Genomic DNA, 22,043 nt, shown 5'->3' with positions numbered 1-22,043 from the left:
GAAAAAGCCCCGGCATCCGAGGATGCTGGGGCTTTTTGCGGTCCGGACGGGACTCGAACCCGCGACCTCCGCCGTGACAGGGCGGCATTCTAACCAACTGAACTACCGAACCATTTCATCATTGGGTCAGACCGTGCGTCCTTCCGTTTTGATGATGCAAATATAGAAGGTCGAATTTAGCTGTGCAAACAAAAAACTGCCTTAGTTGCACATAGCAGGGGTTTTTGTGAAGGTATTGCTCTGCTAGTAAAGGCAATAGATTCAAAAAAATAATCCGAAATATTTTTTCGTCCGGCTCTTCGGGGCGCTACGGGTACGTATCCGCAGCGCCCCGGTGCCTTACTTCTTCAGCACTACGTAGCCGTAGGCGGGCAGCACGACTTCCGTGCCCAGCTTCAGGGAGCTGCCGGTCAGTGCATCGGTCCAGGTGGTGTTGGCCAGGTTGGTGGGCAGCATGTACGTTTGGGCAGAGTTGCGCACGTTGGCCAGTACGAAGGCCTGCTCGGAGCCGGCGGTTTTGGTGAAGGCGCACACGTTGGCGGTGCTATAGGGCGTGGGTGCCCCGATGCGCAGGGCTGCGCTGTTGGCGCGGGCCGAGAGCAGCTGTTTGTAGGCCCGCTTCACGTCGGGGTTTACGCCCCAGCGCACTTTCACGCCGGTAAAGGGGAAGGGAATCCGCTGACTCATACCCGCTTCCTGCCCATTGTATATCATGGGCACGCCTTTGTATAGGGCGGCTACCACAAAGGCTGACATGGCCCCCGCCTTTCCGCCGAACAGTTCCACCGGGGTGCCGTCGGAGCCGTTCACGTCGTGGTTGGTGGAGTAGCGCACTACTTGCTGGCTGCCCGTAGCCCCGCTGTATTCGGTGTTGTTGAGCGCATCAAAGGCGGTGGCGGCGTTGCCGTTTTTGTACACTTGGTAGATGCCGCCGTAAAAATTGAACCCGAAGTTGTAGTCAAAACCGGAGGCGAAGTTGGAGGAGCGGCTGCTTTCGGCCAGGAGCAGCAGCTTGTGCGACTTCACATTGCGCAGCGTGTCAATGGCCTGCTTCCAGAAGTCGTTGGGCTGGTAGTCGGCGTAGTCGAAGCGGAAACCGTCGACGTTGGCCGTGTACACCCACGATTTCAGGGCCGAAATCATTTCCAGGCGCATGGCCGTGTTGCTGAAATCCAGCTGGGCCACGTCGTTGTAGGTAGTGCCGTTGTTGGACACGGGCAGGATGTTGCCGGCCGCGCCTTTTTTGTACCAGTCTGAGTGCTGCGTTATCCAGGGGTTGTCCCAGCTGGTGTGGTTGGCCACCCAGTCGAGCATCACGGCCATATTGCGTTGGTGGGCACCATCCACCAATGCCCGCAGGTCGGTGAGGGAGCCAAACTCGGCGTTTACCGCGCGGTAATCCTTCACGGCGTAGGGCGAGTTCACCGATTTGCTGTCGGTGCCGATGGGGTAAATCGGCATCAGGTAGAGCACATTCACGCCCAAATCCCGGATGGAATCAAGGCGGGCCGTAACGCCGGCAAAGTTGCCGCTCTGGCTGAAGGCGCGCATGTTTACTTGGTACATCACGGCATCCTGGCGGTCGGGCACGCCCTTGAAGGGGGTACCGTACTGCGTAGGTGCCGGGGTAGTAGGGGGAGTGGGCGGGGTAGGCGCCGGGGTATCCGTGCCGGACGATTTGCAGGCCCCCAGCAGACTGGCGGCAATAACCACGGCCAGGCTGGTGCGGTACGTATTGGTGAACAGTGACATATAACGGGGAAGATGGTAGGAATTGTGAGAGGATAGTAGCGCGAACTACACAGTTCGCGCTACTGCTTAGCGACCAATGGGTTTGAGGCTGATGGCCGCGCCGCCGCCGGCGGCCAGTTGCAGCTTGAGAGTGGATTTGCTGTTGACCTTCTGCTTGCGGATTTGGTAGGCCTGCGGGTTCTTGTCCCAGCTGGCGCCTTTGCCGTCGGCGTAGATGGTGGCCTCGTACTGCCGGCCGGGCGTCAGGAAATCAAGCTTGACGGTTTGCTGGCGCGGGTTTTCGTCGGTGATGCTGCCCACAAACCAGTCCTCGCGGCCCTTGGCTTTGCGGGCGGTGGTGATGTATTCGCCGGGCTCTGCCAGCAGCACGCGGGTGTCGTCCCAATCCACGGCCACGTCCTTGATAAACTGGAAGGCGTCGAGGTGCTGCTCATAGGCTTCGGGCAGGTCGGCGGCCATCTGCACGGGGCTGTACATCGTCACGTAGAGGGCCAGCTGCTTGGCCAGGGTGGTGTGCACCTGGCGGCCTTTGTTTTGGGCGGGGTTCCAGCTTTCCAGCTTGATCTGAAAGATGCCGGGAGTGTAGTCCATGGGGCCGCCCATGAGGCGGGTGAAGGGCAGAATGGTTTCGTGCTCGGGTAGGTTGCCGGTGCTCCAGGCGTTGAACTCATTGCCCCGGGCCGCCTCACTGGCCAGCCAGTTGGGGTAGGTGCGGTGCAGGCCCGTGGGCCGCACCGACTCGTGCATGTCCACCATCAGCTGGTTTTGGCCCAGCAGGGCGGCCGTACGGTTGAAGTGGTTCACCATCCATTGCCCGTCGTGGTGTTCCCCGCGCGGGATGATGCGGCCCACGTAGCCGGTTTTCACGGCCGCGTAGCCGTGCTGCTTCATGAAGCGGTAGGCGGCATCCTGGCGCCGCTCGTAGTTGGTCACGGAGCTGGAGGTTTCGTGGTGCATCATCAGCTGCACGCCCTTGCTGGCGGCGTACTGCTGCAGCTCCGTCACGTTGAAATCGGGGTAGGGCGTCACGAAGTCGAATACTTCCTCCTTCCAGTTGTTGGCCCAGTCTTCCCAGCCCACGTTCCAGCCCTCCACCAGCACGCTTTGCAGACCGTGCTGGGCGGCAAAATCAATGTAGCGCTTCACGTTGGCCGTGTTGGCCCCGTGGCGGCCGTTGGGCTTGAGGCGGTTCCAGTCGGTGCCGGCCAGCTTGATGTTGCTGGTGTCGGCGTAGTTCCAGCTGGCTTTGTTCACGTGCATCTCCCACCACACACCCACAAACTTCTGGGGCTTGATCCAGTCGGTAGTCGGGAATTTGGTGGGCTCGTTCAGATTCAGAATCAGCTTGCTGGTCAGCACCTCGGGCGCTTTGTCCGACACCACAATGGTGCGCCAGGGCGTGTGCTCGGGAGCTTGCAGAAAGGCCGCCGCACCGGTGGCACCGGGCACCAGCTGGCTGCGCAGGCCGTAGGTTTTGGTGTCCACGTTCAGGAACATGGCCGGGTAGTTCACCAGCGCCGCCTCGTGGATGTTCACGTACAGCCCGTCGTCCGATTTCAGCATCAGCGGCGTCTGAATGCGGTTGGGTGCCGCTTTCTGCTGGATGGCCTCGATGGGCGTGGTGTCCACTTCGCTCAGGCGGGAGGTGGTGTAGCTGTACTCGTTGGAGTCGTAGTCGCCCGGAATCCAGAAAGCCTTGTGGTTGGCGGGCAGGTTGAACTCGGTTAGCTCCTGCTGCACCGTAAAGTAGCTCAGGCCGGGCTGCTGGGGCACTTCGTAGCGGAAACCTACGCCATCGGCAAACACCCGGAACACCACGTCGAGGCGGCGGCCGGGAGCCTGGGGCTGGCGCAGGTGCACGGTAAGCTGCTGGTAGTGGTTGCGGATGGTTTTCACCTCGCCCCACACCGGATTCCAGCTTTCATCCACGCTCTTGGTGTCGGAGCCGGTTACTTCCAGCGGCCCCTCAAAACCCTTGCCATCAGCCAGCTCCAGCCCCAGGCGGGAGGGGTTGAGTACGGGTTTCGAGCCGAACTGTACGGCGTAGGTAGGACGCCCCTCCGGCGATAGAGCAAACGTCAGGCTGACTTTATCGAGGCGGGCGGTAAGCGGGGCGGCGTTCTGGGCGGCGGCGGGCAAGCTGGCCGTCAGCAATAGCGCAACCAGGAAAGTGTTCTTCATTCGGGTAAGTAGCGGGGAGAAATACTGCTATGGGTAAGAAGCGGGTAAGCTCCCCCGGGTTGAGTTGGCAGAATCAGGCAATGAGTAGGGCGCGGCAGTTCGGCGCTCTGCCCCGGCGCTGCTTGGCCATCTGGGGCCGGTAAGCGAAGTTGTGTCGTTTAGGGCGGCTGGCACCGGGTAACTCCCCGGCCCGGCGCGAAGGTTCACCAGGGGCAGCAGGTTTTCCGGGCTGCCTGACATTGGAGCTGCTAAGTGGCAGGAGTGGTGCGGTAGTTAAAGTGGGAGTGAATTTCAGATTATGGCTTGCAGTATTGACCTCCGGAGCGCCAGCCAGGGGTAGCCAGGGCCAGCACTCCGAAGGCCCAAGACTACTGTTTCACTTCTACCCGGCTGCTGCTCACGCCGACGGCCGTTTGCAAACGAAGCAGATACACACCCGGGGTCACCCCAGCCAGACCAACTTTGAGCGTGCTGCCTGAGCCGCGCTGCTCGGTTACCACCTGGCCCAGCATGTTGAGCAACGTAGCCCGCACCGTGCCAACCGGACCAGTCAGTCCACCCAACTGCACCGTCAGCTGGTCGGTAGCGGGGTTAGGGAATATGGCCACCTCGGGCGCGGCCGCCGGCTTGCTTGTAGCCAGAGTGGGCGAGGTAACCTGCTGGTAGGCTATCTGCTGCAGGGCCACGGCATCGGTGGGAGTAATGCCCAGATCGGTGGCCGCCTGCTCACTGGCCCCCAGAGTGCGCGGGTCTACGTTGGTGAGTTGCTGAAACAGCACCAGGGCGCTGAGGTAGCTGCCCCACTTGCTGGCGTGCACCTGGTCGGAGGCCCACAGGTTGATTTTGCCGGCGTCAGGAGTATAGGGGTTGCGCATGGCCACGCCCTGTGTAATGGCGCGCATCCAGGCGTCGCCCACCGGGGCCACCGCCGCGTAGCGGCCGTTGGTGATAAACGCCTGTTGGTAGCTTTTGCGTAGGTCCTGGGCCATCGAGTCGATGGGCAGGCCGGCGTAGCGGCTGCCGGCCGGGTAAGTGAAATCGGGACGGGCCCAGGTGCCGTAGAGGTAGACCTGCGCGGCGGGGCTGGCTCCGTGAATGGCCTGCTCCAGCAGGGTAGAGTAGGTGTAGAACAGCTGGCGGTTACCCCCGCGGTTGGTGGGCGTAGGCCGGGTGCTTTGCTCCTGCAGCACCACCTTATCCCAACCCGGCTGCGCAATAACCGAAAGCGCGCTGGTATGATGGAACTCCAACGACTTGCCGCTCACAGCCTCAATGGTCACCTCGTAGTTGAGCCCGGCCTGGGTGGTGAACTTCTTGAAAATGCCGGGTACGCCCCCGAAGGCATCCGGCATGCCCGCATCGTGGGCCCGAGGATTGGTGGAGGGCAGGCCGAAGTTCACGTCGGTAATGGCTGCGGCGTTGTAGTTCAGGGCCGGCGCATACTGACCGTGCGTGAAACTATTGCCCACGAACAGTACGCGGGTCTGGGCCGAAGCCGTGGCGCTCAAGCCGACTAGCACAGCCGCCAGACCAGTCAGGCGCCGGGTTTTGAAAGGAGTAGAGGAAAACAGCATAGGAAGAGGAATGGTGGGAATGATGGGTACTTAAGAGCAACTCCCAGAACCGGCTACGGAATGGCCGCGCAGGAATAACCCGCTTTGCTGCTGGGGGATAAAGCAAAAGAATACCCTCCCGTCCTCAACCAAAATTTGTCAAAACCTAATCTAGAAAATATAGATAGTCTTACCAGTTAAATATTTGATAAACAATGTATTGTGGCCTTAATTTCTCCCTGAAATATCAACCCAATATGATAGGCAACATGGTCAGTTTCACCAGTTTGTTTGCCTGCTGTCAGCCCTGCCTTGGTTACCTTGCATACCTGGGTGACTACTCACTTAGGCACCCAACTGGTCTTGCCTGTTACCGCGGAACGCAACGAAATCTTTGCAGAAGATTACCCGAGTTTTGGAAACGCCCAGTCCTGAAAAGCCCGGCCCGGGCTCTGCTGCTTATACCGCTTCTATGGCCTGAATCCGGGCCTCAAACTCCTCGTTCGGCACGATGGAGCGGTTCTTCACCCGCGTTTTGTAGGTGTAAATGGTGTTGATGGAGTAGCCCAGCATCCGGCTGATCTGCTCACTGTCCTGAATACCCAGCCGAATCAGGGCGAAAATGCGCAACTCCGTTGTCAGCAATTGGTCTTCGGGCAGGATAAACTGGTCTTCAGGCCGGAACAAGGCGTTGAACTGGGTGATAAACTGCGGGAACAGCCGCAGAAATACCGAGTCGAATCCCTTGAACAGCTCCTGGCGTTGCTGCTTTATCTGGATGCCATTCACCAATTTCTGCACGGCCCCGTACTGTTTGCTGCTAAGCTGGGTATCCAGGGCCTTCTTCAGCGCCTCCAGCCGGTCAATCAGCTGGGAGTTGTTGTGGAAGTAGTAGCCAATGTACTCCTCCTTGATCTTGTTGGCCTCGTTCAGACCCGTGTTCAGCCGGCGCAGGTCCTCGTTGCGCGCCTGCAGTTCCTGGTTGGTGATGGAAATCAGCCGGCCGGCCTTTTGCAGCTTGCGCAACTGCTTGAAAATAATGACGATAAAGCCTACTACAAACAAAGCCAGCAGCGTTACGGCCACGGCGTACACCTTCAACGACTTGCGCTGATTCTCGATGATGGTAATCTTCTGTCCCTCAATGACGGAGGAAATGTGGCTGATTTCAATCTGCCGCTGCCGGGCCTTGTAAAAGGCCGCCTGCTCCCGCGCTTCTTTAATAAAGGCGTAGGCGTTTTCCAGGTCGCCGCGCCGGTAACAGTAGTCGGAGAGCTGAAAAATGGCCACCGTTTCCTTGGTAGCCGACTGCACATCGGCAATGGCGGATACCAGCAGTAGTTCAAAGGCCTTATCCTCCTGCCTGAGCTGGGAGTAGATGTAGGCCGTGGTGCTGGCACTCACGGCCAACTGGTGCACCGAGAGCTGGGGCAGCCGCCGGATGCGTTGGTACAAAGCCACTCCTTCCGGCAGGTTGCCGCTCTTCACCGCCTTAAACTGCTGCACGGCCAACTGCTCGTAGGAGCCGGGTTGACTGAACCGGAGGGCCGTATCGGCGTAGGCCAGCGCTTTTGTGTTGTAGGCCGGCCGGTATGCCTGGTCCTGATTGAAATTGCCCAGGTCACTGTAGGCGCGGGCTTGCAGGAAATAGAAGTCCAGCTTGTCGGCCTGGCTCAGGTAGCTGGGCCGGATGCTGTTCAGCTCATCAAACGTTTCCTTGAACATACCCGAGGACAGCAGGATAAAAGCCAGCTTCAGCTTGGCTACTTCCGTTTTCTCGGGGCTATTCAGCTGCCGGGCTATGCGCGTGATTTTCTGGCTGTATACAAATGCCGAATCATACTTGAAGGCCTTGTACTCCTCGTAAATGCGCAGGCCCAAATCAAACTTGGCCTCGTCGTTACGCTTGCTGGAAATAAACGCGTCGGTGAGCACCGAAATGCGGTTCCAGCGCTGGGCATCGTAGTCCTGCTTGCTGGCTAGTGCCGTCTGTAAATCTTTCAGCAGCTGCTCACTCGTGCCCGCTCCGGCCAGGATGGGGCCGGCGCTTAGCAGGAAGAAACAGATAAACAGAAAGAATTTCACCACTTAAAGATGCGTGTCGGCCCGCGGCAGGAATACCAAAACTAGCAATTCGTGCGGCAGCAGAAGCACACTTGCCCAGGATTTCCAATTCAAAGCTGCTAAACCAATTACCAGCTCAACAGCGCAGCTGCCCCCGCAGCAGCCTAGAGTTGTAAAGCCGAAAAAGCCCCAGCATCCGAGGATACTGGGGCTTTTTGCGGTCCGGACGGGACTCGAACCCGCGACCTCCGCCGTGACAGGGCGGCATTCTAACCAACTGAACTACCGAACCGTTTACCTCGCTACCCGCTTACGGCGTTGTGTTGAAGTGGTGCAAAAGTAGAAGGCTGGTTTGGACTATGCAACTATGCACCTGAAAAAGATGAAAAAAAGAAGCCGACCGGATTGTTTTGTGCTGGCAGTCAGGGAGAAAATTTTATGAAAAAATCGGGCGGGGTGGGCAGTGTGCTGTATCCGGCCCTTCGCTTACCTTTGCTTTCTTCTCAAGCCTACCCCTCGCACCCTCTCAACCACCTCCTGCCGTGGCAATGCTCCTCGATTTCGAACAACCAATTGCCGCTCTCGAAGGCAAACTCCGCGAAATGCAACAACTGGCCCTCGACAGCCAAGTAGACGTATCGGACGCGGTAACGGCCCTCGAAGCCAAAATCAAAGCCCTTAAAAAGGAAACCTACCAGAACCTCACCCGCTGGCAGCGCGTGCAACTCTCGCGCCACCCCGACCGGCCCTACACCCTCGACTATATTGAGGGCATGAGTGAGAAGTTCATTGAGCTGCACGGCGACCGGACGGTGGGCGACGACAAGGCCATGGTAGGTGGTTTTGGTGAAATAAACGGCCGCTCAGTGATGTTCATTGGTCAGCAAAAGGGCCGCAATACCAAGCAGCGGCAATTTCGCAACTTCGGTATGCCCAACCCCGAAGGCTACCGCAAGGCCCTACGCCTGATGAAGCTGGCCGAGAAGTTTGGTAAGCCCATTATCACGCTGATTGACACGCCCGGCGCATTTCCGGGTCTGGAGGCCGAGGAGCGGGGGCAGGGCGAGGCCATTGCCCGCAACCTCAAGGAAATGTTCCTGCTCAAGGTACCAGTTATCTGCATTGTGATTGGGGAAGGCGCCTCGGGCGGGGCCCTGGGCATTGCCATCGGCGACCGGGTGCTGATGCTGGAGAACACCTGGTACTCGGTAATTTCGCCGGAAAACTGCTCTACTATTTTGTGGCGCAGCTGGGATTATAAGGAGCAGGCAGCGGAGGCCATGAAGCTCACGGCGGCTGATATGCTGGGCAATAAGCTCGTGGATGGCATCGTGAAAGAGCCGCTGGGTGGAGCCCACACCGACGCGGCCGCCATGATTGAAACCCTCAAAAAGACCATTCTCGATACCCTGGACGAACTGGAAGCCCTTCCTCACGAGGAGCGCATCAGCCAGCGCATCGACAAGTTTTCGAACATGGGCGTGGTGCTGGAATAACAGCAAGCGACCAAACGACTCCGTGTCATCCTGAGCGGAGCGAAGGACCTTTTCACAGCTGAACGACTCGTTGCAATGTGAAAAGGTCCTTCGCTCCGCTCAGGATGACATTTTTTTATTCCTTTACCGTCTCAATCTCACCCCTTCGTTATGACCGTTCATACCCTCGATACCGGCCTGTTTAAACTGGATGGTGGTGCCATGTTTGGCGTGGTGCCCAAAAGCATGTGGCAGAAGCTGGTGCCCGCCGACGACAACAATATGTGTACCTGGGCTTTGCGCTGCCTGCTGGTAGAGGATGGCAACCGGCTCACGCTGGTGGACACGGGCATTGGCAGCAAGCAGGACGAGAAGTTTCGGGGCCACTTTTACCTGCACGGTGCCGATACGCTGGAAAATTCGTTGCGGCAACGCGGTTTTACCTCCGCAGATGTCACCGACGTATTTCTGACGCATTTGCACTTCGACCACGTGGGTGGGGCCGTGGTGCGGACGCCCGACAACAAGTTACAGCTCGCCTTTCCTAGTGCCACTTACTGGAGCAACCAAGCTCATTGGGACTGGGCCACTACGCCCAACCCGCGCGAAAAGGCCAGCTTCTTGCAGGAAAATATCCGGCCTATTCAGGAAAGCGGCCACTTGCAGTTTGTGGATGGGGGCGCGCCGACCGGTCTGCCGGGTTTTCAGGAAATAGTGCTGGTGGATGGCCACACCGAGAAAATGATGCTGCCCGTGCTGCCGTACAAGGGCCGGACGCTGGCTTTCGTGACCGACCTGATTCCGAGTGCTGCCCACGTCCCGCTGCCGTATGTGATGGGCTACGATATGCGCCCCTTGGTGACGATGCAGGAAAAAGAGCGCCTGTTGCAGCGGGCCGCCGCCGAAAACTGGGTGCTGGTGCTGGAGCACGATGCCCAAACGGAGTGTATTACGGTGCAGAACACTGACAAAGGCATTCGGGTAGCCGAGCGTTTCCGGTTGAGTGAATTGTAGAGCGCGTTTTGATTATCGGCGTGGCGTTGCTGGTTCTTCGTTGCTGATACTTAGTCTATCATAGCCCCGCGAGTCTCGTAATGCAGACACCTCTTTCCGCTACCTTTCCCGGCCAGTCTTCCCCCAGCAGCCACCCGCCAGCATCCACTCAACTGGCCCTGGCTTTATCTGGCGGGGGAGCCCGGGGTATTGCGCACCTCGGCGTGCTGGCCGCACTGGATGAGTTGCAACTGCCCGTGGCCCAGTTGGCGGGCGTCTCATCGGGGGGGATTGTGGCGGCCCTGTACGCGGCGGGTATGCCACCGCGGGAGGTGCTGCGGCTGTTGCAGGAGCTGTCCATTATCCGGATTACCCGCGTGGCGCTGAGTAGTTACGGCCTGTTGCGGATGGATGCAGTAGGGGCATTGCTGGAGCAACACTTGGGGGCAGGCTGCACTTTTGAGCAGCTCCAGCTGCCCCTAACGCTGGTAGCTACGGATTTACTGGCGGGCACTTCCGTTCGGTTTTCCAGCGGCCCCCTGCTACCGCCGCTGATGGCTTCGGCCGCCGTGCCCATCCTGTACCGGCCGGTGGAGTACCAGGGGCGGCAACTGGTAGATGGGGGCTTGCTCAACAATTTGCCCGTGGAAGCGCTGATTGATCCGCTGCAGCCGGCGCGGCGCATTGTGGGTGTACACTGCAACCCGCCCAACCCAGCGGCTCAGGTTAGTAACTTCCGGGCCCTGGTGGAGCGCACGTTCAACCTGGCCATCGGGGGCAACACCGTGCAAAGCCGACAGTTGTGCCACCTGCTGCTGGAGCCGCCGGCGCTGCAGCAGTACCGCACCATGAGCTTCCGCCGCGGCCCCGAGCTGTTTGCTATTGGCTACCAGTACACGCTAAGCCGCGCTCAGGAGTTGCGGGCGTTATTAGCGGACGGATAGAATGGCTTCCGCCGCATTTCTCTAGCTTTGGGATACGGTAGCACCTCATTACTCCCACCCGCTACTGCTTTTCTGATTTATGGCCCGCAAGACATCTACCTTCTGGTATCTTTTTTCCAAATTCTGGTTCTGGCTGACGGGCTGGAAATTGGGTCCGCAGGTGCCGCCAAACATCAAAAAGAGCATGATGATTGCCGCCCCGCACACCAGCAACTGGGATTTTATGTTTGCGCGGGCTGCCTTCTTTCTGATGGATGTAGATGTGAAACTGACCATCAAGAAGGAATGGACCACCATTCCGGTGCTGGGCGCCCTGGTGCGGAGCCTGGGCGGCCTGGCCGTTGACCGGAGCAAGAACAACAGCCTCGTGGATGGCATGGTGCAGCTCTTCAATGAGCGAGATGAGTTGGTGATTCTCATCACCCCCGAAGGCACCCGTAAGTACCAGCCCAAGTGGCGCAAGGGCTTCTACCACGCGGCCCTGGGTGCCGGCGTGCCTATTCTGCTCGGCTACCTCGATTACAAGAACAAGGAAGCTGGCGTTGGCCCCGCCTTCTGGCCCACCGGCGACTACGAGAAGGACTTGGAGGAAATTAAGGCCTTCTACCGCACCAAGCAGGGCCGCTTCCCGGAAAAGGGCGTGCTCTAAGCAGTGGGACACTCGTAAGGAGCCTAACAGAGGCGGCGGAATGCAACCGTCTGACCAGCTGTTTTTCCGCCGCCTCTGTATATTGCCTGCCCCACGCTGTATTTCCGCGTGCGGCCGCCTCATGGAAAAACTGCAAACTCTGGTCTGGCTGTTGATTGGCCTGGGTGTTTTCATCTGGCGCATGGTGCAAAAAGCGCGTGCGACCACGCAACAGGAGCGGCGCGAACGGGCTGGTACCACTGGAAAGGTGCCCCCGTTGCCAGTCAGCAGTTTTGAAGAGCTCCTCAAGCAGATGCAGTCCCAGAACCGGTCGGCTCCGCCGTCAACCCCCATTCCGGTTACTCCGGCCGGCCGGCCGTTACCCCAAGAAATTACGCCGCCGGCCCACAGCATGGAGCGCACCGAAACGGCCGCTCGCTCCCTGGAGCGGCCCACTACAGCTCGCTCCCTGGAAGCACCCCGCCGCGAAGCCCGGCTGGCATCCTCGCTGCCCCGCACCAATACCCGGCACGGCCAAGAGGACTATTGGAGCCGGCAGCCGCGGCCAACTCACCCCCCGGAAACCCGCCGCACCGTAGCCGACATGCTGCGAAACCCCGCCGATGTGCGCGCCGCTTTTGTGCTGAGCGAGATTCTGCAACGCCGTTTTTAGGTAGCCTGGCAAGGAAAAGACGTCCCCCAAAGCGTATCAAGGCTATTCACTCTGCCACTCAGTATACATCAACGGGCCCGAAAATGAGGTAAGCTTCTGTTGCCCGGTAGCCGTAACGCGCACAAAATTCAAAGAGAGCAAGCCTTCTTGGAAGAATAAAACGTACTAATTCGGCTTTCCCCGCCTACCATGGTTTCGTTGCTGAGGGAGTTGTAGCACACCGCTCAGTTAGCCGGTAAGCGAAGGCGCGGTAGTTTTTCCTGCCCTAGTGCTAGTCCTGCGTAAGGGCATAGGTGACCAGGTTGGCGCCCATTTTCAGGGCCGCCTCGTGGGTGGCCGGGGTATCCTCGGGGTAGGTGCCCACGTCTTCCCAGCCGTTGCCCAGGTCGCACTCAAAACTGTAGAAGCACACCAGCCGCCCTTTGTACAGCAGTCCGAAACCCTGAGGGCGCTTGCCATCGTGCTCATGCACTTTGGGCAGGCCCTGCGGAAACTGAAACTTCTGGTGGTAGATGGGGTGCGTAAACGGTAGCTCCACAAAATCCAGTTCCGGAAATACCTTTTTCATTTCGGGCCGGATGAATTTGTCGAGGCCGTAGTTATCATCAATGTGCAGAAAACCGCCGCCCATAAGGTAGCGGCGCAGGTTACGGGCTTCGGCGTCGGTGAAAGTGACGTTGCCGTGGCCGGTCATGTGCACGAAGGGGTAGGTGAGCAGCTCCGGCGAATCCAGTTCCACGGTGGCCTCTTCGGGGTCGATGTTGGTGCGCAGAGCCTGGTTACAGTAGCGGATCAGGTTGGGTAGACTGGTTTTGTTGGCGTACCAGTCGCCCCCGCCGCCGTAGTGCAGCTTGGCAATGCGGAAGCTGGGAGCCGCCGGGAAGGTAGCTGCCAGCAAGGGCAGCAGCAAAACAAAAAATAGGAGCAGTTTCTTCATCATAGATCCAGGAACTACACGAAAAAGGCTAGGCAAGGGAAAGACGTTCAATATCTCAGATTTCCCGCACTACGTGCACCGTGTGCACGGCCGCCAGCGCGGCCGTTTCGGTGCGCAGGCGGGAAGCGCCCAGCGTTACCGGCCGGATGCCCAAAGTAAAAGCCGCCTCTATTTCCTGGGGAGTAAAGTCGCCCTCGGGCCCAATCAGGATGCAGCATACCTCCCCGTCAGCCGCTACGCGGGCCAGCGCAGTTCGTTCTCCTTCTTCCAAATGGGCAATAAAAGTGGTTTCTGGAGCCACGGTTGGTAAGAAGCGGTTGAAATCCATTAGTTCGGTGAGCTGCGGCAGCCACGCCTGGCCCGACTGCTTCAGGGCGCTGATGGCAATTTTCTCCAGCCGGTCCAGCTTCAGCTCTCGCCGCTCAGAGCGGGCGCAGCGCAGAAACGTAATGGTATCCACGCCCACTTCGGTGGCCTTCTCTACCAGCCACTCCATGCGGTCCAGGTTTTTGGTGGGGGCCACCGCTAAGTGAATCTGGTAGGAGCGGGGCGGTATCAGTTGCGCCTGCACCACCCGGAGCTGGCACCGCTTGGGGTTGGCATCAGCTACCTCGGCCGAAAATACTCCGCCCCGCCCGTTTACCAGCTCCACGGTGTCGCCCTGGCCCAAGCGCAATACCCGCACGGCGTGCTTGCTTTCGTCTTCGGGCAGGGTGTAGGTGGCGGTGGCGGCAGTGAGGTCGGGAGCGTAAAAAGTGTGCGGCATGCGGTAAAGGTAGAAGAATTGCCCCGCTCCAGGGTAACTACCACCGGCACAGCGCGTACAGCAAAGCGGCCCTGTCAGCGGCCTCACCTACTCATCCTCTGTACCCGACATCCATGGCTACTACCCTAAAAAAACTCAAAGATCAGGTTATTGTAATTACGGGCGCTTCGTCCGGCATCGGGCTGGTAACGGCCCGGATGGCCGCCGCCAAAGGGGCCAAGCTGGTGCTGGCCGCCCGCAGCGAAGATGCCCTGCAGCAACTCACGGAAGAAATTACCCAGGCGGGTGGCACGGCTATTTACGTACGCACAGATGTAAGCAAGCCCGAGGAGGTGCAGCGTCTGGCCCGGGAGGCTATTAGCAAATTCGGCCGTTTTGATACCTGGATCAACAACGCAGGCGTTTCCATTTACGGCAAGCTGGAGGAAATTCCGGTGGAGGATATGCGGCAGTTGTTCGAAGTAAATTTTTGGGGCCTGGTAAATGGCTCCCTGGAAGCTGCCAAGCACCTCAAGCAGCAAGGCGGTGCCATCATCAACGTCGGCAGTATTCTCTCAGACATTACCGCTATTCTGCAGTCAATTTACTCGGCCAGCAAGCACGCGGTGAAAGGCTTTACCGATGGGCTGCGGATGGAGCTGGAAATGGAGGGGGCTCCGGTAGCCGTTACGCTTATTCAGCCCTCGGCCATTGATACGCCTTACCCGGTGCACGCTAAAAACTACATGGAGCGCGAAGCCAAGCACGCCCCCCCAGCCTACGCCCCCGAAACCGTGGCGCGAGCCATTCTGCACTGCTGCGTCACACCGGAGCGGGCCGTGGTGGTCGGCGGCGGGGGCAAGGCTTTCATCAGCATGGAGCACTGGACGCCCGCGCTGCTGGATAAATTCATGGAAAAGGCGTTTTCCAAGCAGGAGAAGGCCGACTACGCACCTCGCCCCCTGCACCAGAACGCCCTCGACAAGCCCATGGGCGCTTTGGAAGAGCGGGGCAACTACCCGGGCCACACCCGCGAAACCAGCTACTACACCGAGGCCATTACGGCGGGCAGCTCCGGCTTGCGCACCGCTCTGCTGCTAGGGGCGGGCGTAGCCTTGGCTGCTTGGCTGGGGAACAAGAGTAAGCCCCGCAGCAGCCACGAGGAGCAGGAGGAAATCAAGGCTGCGGCTTTCCACGACAACTGAGAACCTATTACCAGCCCTCTGAAACTACAAGCGCCCCGCTACCAAGAGGTAGCGGGGCGCTTTTGCGCGAATTAGCGCCAAAAATGCGTGGTCACAGTACGTCGTTCAGCAGGCCAGCCAGCCGGACACCGGCTTCCACCATGCGCTGCTTCATCAGCTCGGCGTGAGCGGGGTAGTACTTGTAGTCGACATCGGTCCCGGAAGGCGTTTCCTGGTACAGCTTCTCGCTGGCGCTATACGATTCCCAAAGCCACTGCTCGGGCGCGGCGGCCTGCATCTGGTTGATCTGGCGGCGGCCCAGCTTTCGGTCGTACTGGCAGGCCATTTCGGTGTAGCTGAGGCCTTGGTAGTCAATCAAACCACTGTCCCAGAGGCTGTGCAGGTTGGTGTCTTTGCCCCGGTACTTCAGCTTGATGTCGTTGCCGCCCTTATCTTCGGCGTGACCGGTGTGCATGGGCTGGTGAATGTCGCCCACCAAGTGCACCACAAATTTTAGGGCTGCCGCCCGCTCGGCAGTAGGCTTGTTCTCGTCACCGAGGATGCGCAGCTGCGCTTCCAACGCCGAGTAAGCATTGGCGTTGGTCTGAGTTTTGACGGCCTGCACGTAGGCATCGTGGGCAAGGCCGGAGGGCGTGTTTACGTAATGCCAGGGGGCCGTGTCCTTGAACTCCGGGTAGTAGCGAATTTCATCCGGCCAGGTGCTCACCAGCGTGAGGGTTTCAGTACCCAGCAGCTTTTTTACCTCACGCCGGGCGCTGCGGGAGAGGTGATTTTCAGCAATTTTTCCAACGGCGCGGTGCCCTTCTGCACCCCAGGCCCACAGGCTTAGGGGTGACAGCAGGGCCAACAGCAGCGGCAACAAGCGCTTACGCATACAGGTAATAGAGAGAAAGAAGTGAAGTGAGATGACAAACTTACTAGTTTTACAGCCACTCCACTGTATCCATTTGGTTATCATGTACCGAGAAAAATACGCGCAGGGCCGCGCCCTGCATCTCTACACTACTGGTCGTCCTCAGGAGGTGCTGCCTATGCTGCTGGAAGAAGGTGCGCCCCCCGAGCAAGCCGAGCAGCTAGCCCTGAAGTACCTGAAAATGCAGCGGCTTTTGGCTACAGAAGACGCCCGGAAACAGCTGAAAACCTCACAAATGCTAGTAACGGTAGGAGCCGTGTTTCTGGCAGGTGGCATGGCCCTTACCTTGCTAAGCCTGCTGTTTCTGGGTGGAAGCTACGTGATATACCTGGGGGTTCTGTTGTTCGGAGCGGGTGTGCTTATTAAAGGCACTATGGACAAACAAGCCGCTAGAAAACGGCTGCAAACCAGCTCTACCTAACCCAAACTCAAACGAAAAGCCCCGCGAGCTGCAACTGGCGGGGCTTTTACAGGCCTGAAAGTACAAGGGCAGCGCGTTACACGCCTGCCGCTACGGCTACTTTCGGCGCACCAGCGAGAATATCCTCATTGGCGTAGTCGGCATACCGCTGGAAGTTGGCAACGAATTTCTCGGCCAATTCAGCGGCCGTGCGGTCGTAGGCTTCTTTATCGGCCCAGGTGTTGCGCGGGTCCAGAATTTCGGTGGGTACGCCGGGTACTGAGGCGGGCACTTCTACACCAAACACCGGGTGCTTGTGGAACTCTACGTTATCCAGCTCCCCGTTGAGGGCGGCCGTAATCATGGCCCGGGTGTAGCTCAGCTTCATGCGCGAGCCCACGCCGTAGGAACCGCCCGTCCAGCCGGTGTTCACCAGCCATACATTTACGTCGTTTTCCTCCATTTTCTGGCCCAGCATCTCGGCGTACTTGGTGGGGTGCAAAGGCAGGAATACCTGACCGAAGCAGGCCGAGAAAGTGGTCTGGGGCTCGGTAACGCCCATTTCCGTGCCGGCCACCTTAGCGGTGTAGCCACTCATGAAGTGGTACATGGCGTGGCACTTATCCAGCTTGCTGATGGGAGGCAACACCCCGAAGGCATCAGCTGTCAGGAAGAAGATGTTCTTAGGAGCACCGGCCACGGAGGGCTCAATGGCGTTCGGAATGTAGTGGATGGGGTAGGCCGTGCGGGTATTCTCCGTCACCGATTTGTTGGCGTAGTCTACCGTGTGGGTGCCGGGCACGAAGCGCGTATTTTCCACGATGGAGCCAAACTTGATGGCATTCCAGATTTCGGGCTCCTTTTCGGCGCTCAGGTCAATCACCTTGGCGTAACAGCCGCCTTCAAAGTTGAAGATGCCCGCGTCGGGGGTCCAGCCGTGCTCATCGTCTCCAATCAGGCCGCGGTTGGGGTCGGCGGAGAGGGTGGTTTTGCCCGTGCCCGAGAGGCCGAAGAAGATGGCCGTGTCGCCATCCTTGCCTACGTTGGCCGAGCAGTGCATGCTCAGAGTATCATGCTTGTGGGGCAGCAAGTAATTCAACACCCCAAAAATGCCCTTCTTCATCTCACCAGCGTAGCCCGTGCCCCCAATCAGAATCATCTTCTTGGAGAAGTTCAGGATGGCGAAGTTTTTCTGGCGGGTACCATCCACGGCCGGGTCGGCCTCAAAGCCGGGGGCGCAAATAATGCTGAAATCGGGCGTCCAGCTAGTATCAGTTCCTTCGGCGGGGCGCAGGAACATATTGTAGCAGAACAGGTTGTGCCAGGCCAGCTCGTTCACTACGCGCAGCTTCAACTCGTAGTCGGGGTTGGCCCCAGCGTAGGCGTCACGCACGTACAGTTCCTTGTCTTCCAGATACTTTACCATCTTCTGGTGCAGCTGGTCGAACTTGTCGGCGTCGAAGGGAATGTTGATGTCGCCCCACCACACTGACTCAGTGGTATCAGCATCTTTCACTACAAACCGGTCTTTGGGGGAGCGGCCGGTAAACTGGCCGGTATCCGCCATCAGGGCACCAGTGTCGGTGAGGGTGCCTTCGCCCCGGCGCAGGGCGTGCTCTACCAGCTCGGCGGGGGTGAGGTTGAGGTGCACCTGAGCAGTGTGGGAAATGCCCAAGGGTGCAAGGCGAGCGTTGGCGGCGGAATCCATCATAAAAAAGGGCCGAAAACGGGTTGGGGGTTGGGTGGGAAAATGGGGGAATTCGAGAACAAAAATAGACAAAAACCCGAGCCCTCTACGGTGAGTCAGGAAAAAAGAGCGAATTTTCGCTCCTGTTTCTTTCAAATTACGAACGTTTGTCAGTTGGCCAAGGCTTTACAAAGGGCCTTTCGATTGGGTTGAGAAACTTTTGTAGCTTTACCAACCTGCCCTGTTGTTGCAGCTGCGGGGTTTTGTTCACTTCACTTTTCTGTTTTTCATGCAAACAACCTCCGTTGTTCAGGAGCAATCCAATACCCAGCAAGGTCATCCGCCCGGGCTTTATCTGCTGTTCTTCACCGAGATGTGGGAGCGGTTCAGCTACTACGGCATGCGGGGCCTGCTCATGCTCTACCTGTCGAAAACAGCCCTGCAGGGCGGCCTGGGTATTCCAGCGGCCAGCGCCTCGCTGATTTACGGGTACTTTACTGGGTTTGTGTACCTGACTCCTATTCTGGGGGGCTGGCTGGCCGATAAGTACATCGGGCAGCGCCGGGCCATTCTCATCGGCGGGATTACGATGGCCATTGGGCAGTTCTTCCTGTTTATGCAGCCGGAACTGTCGCGGGAGGCGGCCTTCTTCGGGCTACCCTGGCCTACGGTGGTGGGCTTGCTGCTGCTGATAACTGGTAACGGTTTCTTCAAACCCAATATTTCGACGATTGTAGGCAAACTCTACCAGCAGGGCGACCCCCGGCGCGATGCCGCGTTTACCATCTTCTACATGGGCATCAACACGGGCGCTTTCCTGGCCCCGCTGGTGTGCGGCTACCTGGCCGAGGATTTGTTTGCTACCAAAACAATGGTTGATGGCGTGGAGCAGGTAGCCAGCTACGGCTTCCGCTACGGCTTCCTGGCGGCTGGCATCGGGATGCTACTGGGCCAGTTGGGCTTCAACCTGCTGGGTAAGCGCTACCTCGGCGACGTGGGTATGTATCCCGAAGGACGGGGTGAGGATAAGACGGTTGCCAAGGCGCCACTTACCAAGGAAGAAACCGACCGCATGGCCGTTATCTTCATTATCACGCTATTCGTGGTGTTTTTCTGGGCCGGTTTTGAGCAGGCGGGTTCCTCTCTCACGCTGTATACTGATAAGTACATCAACCGGGAGGTGCTGGGTTTCCTGATTCCTACCTCCTGGTTCCAGTCGGTAAACGCGGGCTTCATTGTACTGCTGGGCGCACCAGTAGCGGCCCTCTGGATCAACCTCAGCCGCAAGGGTAAAGACCTGAGCATTCCCGTAAAAATGGGATTGGGTATGGTGCTGCTGGGTGTGGGTTTCCTGTTCATGGTAGGTGCCGTGCTGGAGCGTGGCGGCGACGTGGCTGACCAGACGGTGAAAGCCAGCATTCTGTGGCTGCTGGCCACGTATTTCTTCCATACCATTGGTGAGCTGTGCCTCTCGCCGGTTGGCCTGTCGATGGTGTCGCGCCTGTCGCCGCCCACGCTTACCTCCATGCTCATGGGCGTGTGGTTCCTAGCACCCTTCGTGGCCCAGATTGCGGGTGGTTACATTGCCTCTTACGTTGAGGAGCTGGGCGCACTGAAGGTGTTTGGACTGATTGCCGCCTTTGTTATTCTGGCCGGCCTTATCCTGATTGCCATTGCCAAGAAGCTGTTTTATATGATGCACGGCCGCGGCTAAATCACGAACTCAGACGGATTTTTCGTCTCACACAGATTCCTGTACACATTGCAAAAAGCCCCGGCGGACATTGGTTCGCCGGGGTTTTCTATGTGCATGAGGCCTGCGGTCTGCCTGCCCGCTGCATGTTGGTCTGCTTGTTTCGTTTCCCAGGTTTTTGCTCGTATGTCTGATAGAATGCACACGTGGCTGGTGGTTGTCATTAGCCTATTGCTGCTGTAAGACGGCCTCAGAATTGTTAGCGTGCAGATCAGTATGCAATACGAAACACACTATAATCCGTGCTTTTCGGTGGTAACGCGCCGCAACCTCTGCCACAACTACACACACGGCTGCCAAATGGGTCACTGCTGGTATTGGAGTCCTTTTGCTGGGCCTTATCGGATTCAGCAACCAACTCATCCGCAAAAAATAAACGGCCAGTTGCTCAGCAAAAGAAAAAGCCCCGCCGGACCAAAGTCCAGCGGGGCTTTTCAATACGCTAACGGCTAAAAGCCAGCAGCTGATGGTCGATGATTACATCATGCCACCCATGCCGCCCATGCCACCAGCAGCGCCGGCACCGGCACCACCTTTGTCATCTTCGGGCTCATCCGAAATCACGCACTCGGTGGTCAGGAGCAGGCCGGCAATCGAAGCGGCATTTTCCAGGGCCAGACGCGTTACTTTGGTGGGGTCGAGGATGCCAGCGGCCATCAGGTTTTCGTAGCGGTCCTCGCGGGCGTTGTAGCCGTAGTCGCCGGAACCTTCGCGCACCTTCTGTACCACTACCGAGCCTTCGCCACCGGCGTTGGCTACGATGGTGCGCAGGGGAGCTTCGATGGCCGTGCGGATGATGTTCACGCCGGTGCGCTCGTCGCCGTTCAGGGTGTCAACAGCTTCCAGCGCGTCCAGGGCGCGCACCAAGGCCACGCCACCGCCGGGTACCACGCCTTCCTCAACGGCGGCGCGGGTAGCGTGCAGGGCATCATCTACGCGGTCCTTCTTCTCCTTCATCTCTACCTCCGTGGAAGCACCGATGTAGAGGATAGCCACCCCGCCCGACAGCTTGGCCAGACGCTCCTGCAGTTTCTCCTTGTCGTAGTCGGAAGTAGTGGTGCCGATTTGCGACTTGATTTCGTTTACGCGGCCGGTAATACCGTCTTTGTCGCCACGGCCATTCACGATGGTCGTGTTGTCTTTGTCGATGATAACTTTCTCAGCCTGACCGAGATACTCCAGCGTAGCCGAATCCAGCTTGTAGCCGCGCTCCTCCGAAATAACCGTTCCGCCGGTCAGCACGGCAATGTCTTCCAGCATGGCCTTGCGACGGTCGCCGAAGCCGGGAGCCTTTACGGCGGCAATTTTGAGGGAGCCGCGCAGCTTGTTTACTACCAGCGTGGCCAGGGCTTCGCCGTCCACATCTTCCGAGATGATAACCAGGGGCTTGCCGGTCTGAACAACCTGCTCCAGCACGGGCAGCAACTCCTTCATGGTGCTCACCTTCTTGTCGTAGATGAGGATGTAAGGGTTGTCGAACTCGGCCTCCATCTTCTCCGGGTTGGTCACGAAGTAGGGGGAGAGGTAGCCACGGTCGAACTGCATGCCTTCCACCGTTTTTACTTCGGTTTCGGTACCACGGGCTTCTTCCACGGTAATCACGCCTTCTTTACCAACCTTGTCCATGGCGTCGGCAATCATTTTGCCGATTTCCATGTCGTTGTTGGCCGAAATTGCGCCTACCTGGGCAATTTCCGAGGAGTTTTCGATTTTCTTGGACTGGGCTTTCAGGTTGGCAACCACGGCTACCACCGCCTTGTCGATGCCGCGCTTCAGATCCATGGGGTTGGCACCGGCAGCTACGTTCTTGGAGCCGGCCGCATAGATGGCCTGGGCCAGTACGGTAGCCGTGGTGGTGCCGTCACCGGCCTGGTCGGCGGTTTTGCTGGCTACTTCCTTCACCAGCTGGGCACCCATGTTTTCCACTGGGTCGCTCAGCTCAATTTCCTTGGCCACCGTTACACCGTCTTTGGTGATGCTGGGGGCACCGAATTTCTTGTCGATAACCACGTTGCGGCCTTTGGGGCCCAGGGTTACCTTCACAGCGTTAGCCAGTTTATCAACGCCACGCTTCAGTTTGTCGCGGCCTTCGGTATCGAATTGGATGTTCTTAGCCATCAGTTATTCGGATGTTTGGAAT

The 22,043-nt window shown here is 58.5% G+C and carries 17 protein-coding genes and 2 tRNA genes; 8 read left to right on the top strand and 11 right to left on the bottom strand.

The genetic code is table 11. The annotated features are described in order from the left end of the window. Positions 1 to 38: 38 nt before the first annotated feature. The 6 genes from ROI90_RS00510 to ROI90_RS00485 all read right to left on the bottom strand — a co-directional run bounded on the left by ROI90_RS00510 (position 39) and on the right by ROI90_RS00485 (position 7,842). Positions 39 to 112: transfer RNA gene (locus ROI90_RS00510), tRNA-Asp, on the bottom strand. 227 nt (positions 113 to 339) lie between these two features. Continuing rightward, on the bottom strand, positions 340 to 1,752 hold the full coding sequence (locus ROI90_RS00505; protein WP_315996380.1) for an alpha-amylase family glycosyl hydrolase: 1,413 nt from the start codon (positions 1,750 to 1,752) through the stop codon (positions 340 to 342). A gap of 66 nt (positions 1,753 to 1,818) precedes the next feature. Continuing rightward, positions 1,819 to 3,933, bottom strand: coding sequence for a glycoside hydrolase family 97 protein (locus tag ROI90_RS00500; protein WP_315996379.1), 2,115 nt, complete (start codon positions 3,931 to 3,933; stop codon positions 1,819 to 1,821). A gap of 368 nt (positions 3,934 to 4,301) precedes the next feature. Continuing rightward, entirely contained in the window at positions 4,302 to 5,507 is a 1,206-nt protein-coding gene (locus tag ROI90_RS00495; protein WP_315996378.1) for a T9SS type A sorting domain-containing protein, read from the bottom strand. A 438-nt stretch (positions 5,508 to 5,945) separates the two neighbouring features. Then, positions 5,946 to 7,571, bottom strand: a complete 1,626-nt coding sequence (locus ROI90_RS00490; protein ID WP_315996377.1) for a DUF6377 domain-containing protein — start codon at positions 7,569 to 7,571, stop codon at positions 5,946 to 5,948. 197 nt (positions 7,572 to 7,768) lie between these two features. Continuing rightward, positions 7,769 to 7,842 (bottom strand) — tRNA-Asp (locus tag ROI90_RS00485). Between the two features lie 256 nt (positions 7,843 to 8,098). Here ROI90_RS00485 and ROI90_RS00480 point away from each other — a divergent pair. From ROI90_RS00480 to ROI90_RS00460, 5 genes are all read left to right on the top strand, one after another. After that, entirely contained in the window at positions 8,099 to 9,046 is a 948-nt protein-coding gene (locus ROI90_RS00480) for an acetyl-CoA carboxylase carboxyltransferase subunit alpha (RefSeq protein ID WP_315996723.1), read from the top strand. Positions 9,047 to 9,196: 150 nt separating this feature from the next. Then, positions 9,197 to 10,039, top strand: coding sequence for an MBL fold metallo-hydrolase (locus ROI90_RS00475; RefSeq protein ID WP_315996376.1), 843 nt, complete (start codon positions 9,197 to 9,199; stop codon positions 10,037 to 10,039). Positions 10,040 to 10,119: 80 nt separating this feature from the next. After that, on the top strand, positions 10,120 to 10,962 hold the full coding sequence (locus ROI90_RS00470) for a patatin-like phospholipase family protein (protein WP_315996375.1): 843 nt from the start codon (positions 10,120 to 10,122) through the stop codon (positions 10,960 to 10,962). Between the two features lie 79 nt (positions 10,963 to 11,041). Next, positions 11,042 to 11,611 carry a 1-acyl-sn-glycerol-3-phosphate acyltransferase gene (locus ROI90_RS00465; protein WP_315996374.1) on the top strand — a complete coding sequence of 190 codons (570 nt, stop codon included), beginning with the start codon at positions 11,042 to 11,044 and terminating at the stop codon, positions 11,609 to 11,611. A gap of 121 nt (positions 11,612 to 11,732) precedes the next feature. After that, positions 11,733 to 12,263 carry a hypothetical protein gene (locus tag ROI90_RS00460; protein WP_315996373.1) on the top strand — a complete coding sequence of 177 codons (531 nt, stop codon included), beginning with the start codon at positions 11,733 to 11,735 and terminating at the stop codon, positions 12,261 to 12,263. Between the two features lie 271 nt (positions 12,264 to 12,534). On the opposite strand, the gene ROI90_RS00455 is transcribed toward ROI90_RS00460, so the two are convergent. Continuing rightward, entirely contained in the window at positions 12,535 to 13,200 is a 666-nt protein-coding gene (locus ROI90_RS00455) for a DUF4159 domain-containing protein (protein ID WP_315996722.1), read from the bottom strand. 55 nt (positions 13,201 to 13,255) lie between these two features. Further along, positions 13,256 to 13,966, bottom strand: a complete 711-nt coding sequence (locus tag ROI90_RS00450; protein ID WP_315996372.1) for a 16S rRNA (uracil(1498)-N(3))-methyltransferase — start codon at positions 13,964 to 13,966, stop codon at positions 13,256 to 13,258. Between the two features lie 113 nt (positions 13,967 to 14,079). On the opposite strand from ROI90_RS00450, the gene ROI90_RS00445 reads away from it, so the two are divergent. Next, positions 14,080 to 15,150 carry an SDR family oxidoreductase gene (locus ROI90_RS00445; protein ID WP_315996371.1) on the top strand — a complete coding sequence of 357 codons (1,071 nt, stop codon included), beginning with the start codon at positions 14,080 to 14,082 and terminating at the stop codon, positions 15,148 to 15,150. A gap of 91 nt (positions 15,151 to 15,241) precedes the next feature. On the opposite strand, the gene ROI90_RS00440 is transcribed toward ROI90_RS00445, so the two are convergent. Beyond that, positions 15,242 to 16,024: a S1/P1 nuclease gene (locus tag ROI90_RS00440; RefSeq protein ID WP_315996370.1), complete on the bottom strand. Its 783-nt coding sequence runs from the start codon at positions 16,022 to 16,024 to the stop codon at positions 15,242 to 15,244. Between the two features lie 82 nt (positions 16,025 to 16,106). On the opposite strand from ROI90_RS00440, the gene ROI90_RS00435 reads away from it, so the two are divergent. Further along, entirely contained in the window at positions 16,107 to 16,484 is a 378-nt protein-coding gene (locus ROI90_RS00435; protein ID WP_315996369.1) for a hypothetical protein, read from the top strand. Between the two features lie 76 nt (positions 16,485 to 16,560). Here ROI90_RS00435 and pckA read toward each other — a convergent pair whose 3' ends face one another. Continuing rightward, positions 16,561 to 18,174 carry a phosphoenolpyruvate carboxykinase (ATP) gene (gene pckA, locus ROI90_RS00430; RefSeq protein WP_315996368.1) on the bottom strand — a complete coding sequence of 538 codons (1,614 nt, stop codon included), beginning with the start codon at positions 18,172 to 18,174 and terminating at the stop codon, positions 16,561 to 16,563. Between the two features lie 265 nt (positions 18,175 to 18,439). Here pckA and ROI90_RS00425 point away from each other — a divergent pair, with 265 nt between their 5' ends. Then, positions 18,440 to 19,864 carry a peptide MFS transporter gene (locus tag ROI90_RS00425; protein ID WP_315996367.1) on the top strand — a complete coding sequence of 475 codons (1,425 nt, stop codon included), beginning with the start codon at positions 18,440 to 18,442 and terminating at the stop codon, positions 19,862 to 19,864. 516 nt (positions 19,865 to 20,380) lie between these two features. Here ROI90_RS00425 and groL read toward each other — a convergent pair. Beyond that, positions 20,381 to 22,021 carry a chaperonin GroEL gene (groL, locus tag ROI90_RS00420; RefSeq protein WP_315996366.1) on the bottom strand — a complete coding sequence of 547 codons (1,641 nt, stop codon included), beginning with the start codon at positions 22,019 to 22,021 and terminating at the stop codon, positions 20,381 to 20,383. Between the last annotated feature and the right edge of the window lie 22 nt (positions 22,022 to 22,043).

The organism is Hymenobacter endophyticus, from assembly GCF_032464715.1.
Classification (GTDB): Bacteria; Bacteroidota; Bacteroidia; order Cytophagales; family Hymenobacteraceae; genus Hymenobacter; species Hymenobacter endophyticus.
The sequence above is the reverse complement of the archived record's forward strand: the minus strand, read 5'-3'. Positions and strand labels throughout refer to the sequence as shown.

Bases quoted from the DNA above. Each gene is read 5' to 3' on its own strand.
- ROI90_RS00435 (WP_315996369.1), top strand. From the start codon at position 16,107: ATGTACCGAGAAAAATACGCGCAGGGCCGCGCCCTGCATCTCTACACT.
- ROI90_RS00505 (WP_315996380.1), bottom strand. From the start codon at position 1,752: ATGTCACTGTTCACCAATACGTACCGCACCAGCCTGGCCGTGGTTATT.
- ROI90_RS00450 (WP_315996372.1), bottom strand. From the start codon at position 13,966: ATGCCGCACACTTTTTACGCTCCCGACCTCACTGCCGCCACCGCCACC.
- ROI90_RS00445 (WP_315996371.1), top strand. From the start codon at position 14,080: ATGGCTACTACCCTAAAAAAACTCAAAGATCAGGTTATTGTAATTACG.
- groL (WP_315996366.1), bottom strand. From the start codon at position 22,021: ATGGCTAAGAACATCCAATTCGATACCGAAGGCCGCGACAAACTGAAG.
- ROI90_RS00475 (WP_315996376.1), top strand. From the start codon at position 9,197: ATGACCGTTCATACCCTCGATACCGGCCTGTTTAAACTGGATGGTGGT.
- ROI90_RS00495 (WP_315996378.1), bottom strand. From the start codon at position 5,507: ATGCTGTTTTCCTCTACTCCTTTCAAAACCCGGCGCCTGACTGGTCTG.
- ROI90_RS00460 (WP_315996373.1), top strand. From the start codon at position 11,733: ATGGAAAAACTGCAAACTCTGGTCTGGCTGTTGATTGGCCTGGGTGTT.
- ROI90_RS00470 (WP_315996375.1), top strand. From the start codon at position 10,120: ATGCAGACACCTCTTTCCGCTACCTTTCCCGGCCAGTCTTCCCCCAGC.
- ROI90_RS00465 (WP_315996374.1), top strand. From the start codon at position 11,042: ATGGCCCGCAAGACATCTACCTTCTGGTATCTTTTTTCCAAATTCTGG.
- ROI90_RS00425 (WP_315996367.1), top strand. From the start codon at position 18,440: ATGCAAACAACCTCCGTTGTTCAGGAGCAATCCAATACCCAGCAAGGT.
- pckA (WP_315996368.1), bottom strand. From the start codon at position 18,174: ATGATGGATTCCGCCGCCAACGCTCGCCTTGCACCCTTGGGCATTTCC.
- ROI90_RS00455 (WP_315996722.1), bottom strand. From the start codon at position 13,200: ATGAAGAAACTGCTCCTATTTTTTGTTTTGCTGCTGCCCTTGCTGGCA.
- ROI90_RS00440 (WP_315996370.1), bottom strand. From the start codon at position 16,024: ATGCGTAAGCGCTTGTTGCCGCTGCTGTTGGCCCTGCTGTCACCCCTA.
- ROI90_RS00500 (WP_315996379.1), bottom strand. From the start codon at position 3,933: ATGAAGAACACTTTCCTGGTTGCGCTATTGCTGACGGCCAGCTTGCCC.
- ROI90_RS00480 (WP_315996723.1), top strand. From the start codon at position 8,099: ATGCTCCTCGATTTCGAACAACCAATTGCCGCTCTCGAAGGCAAACTC.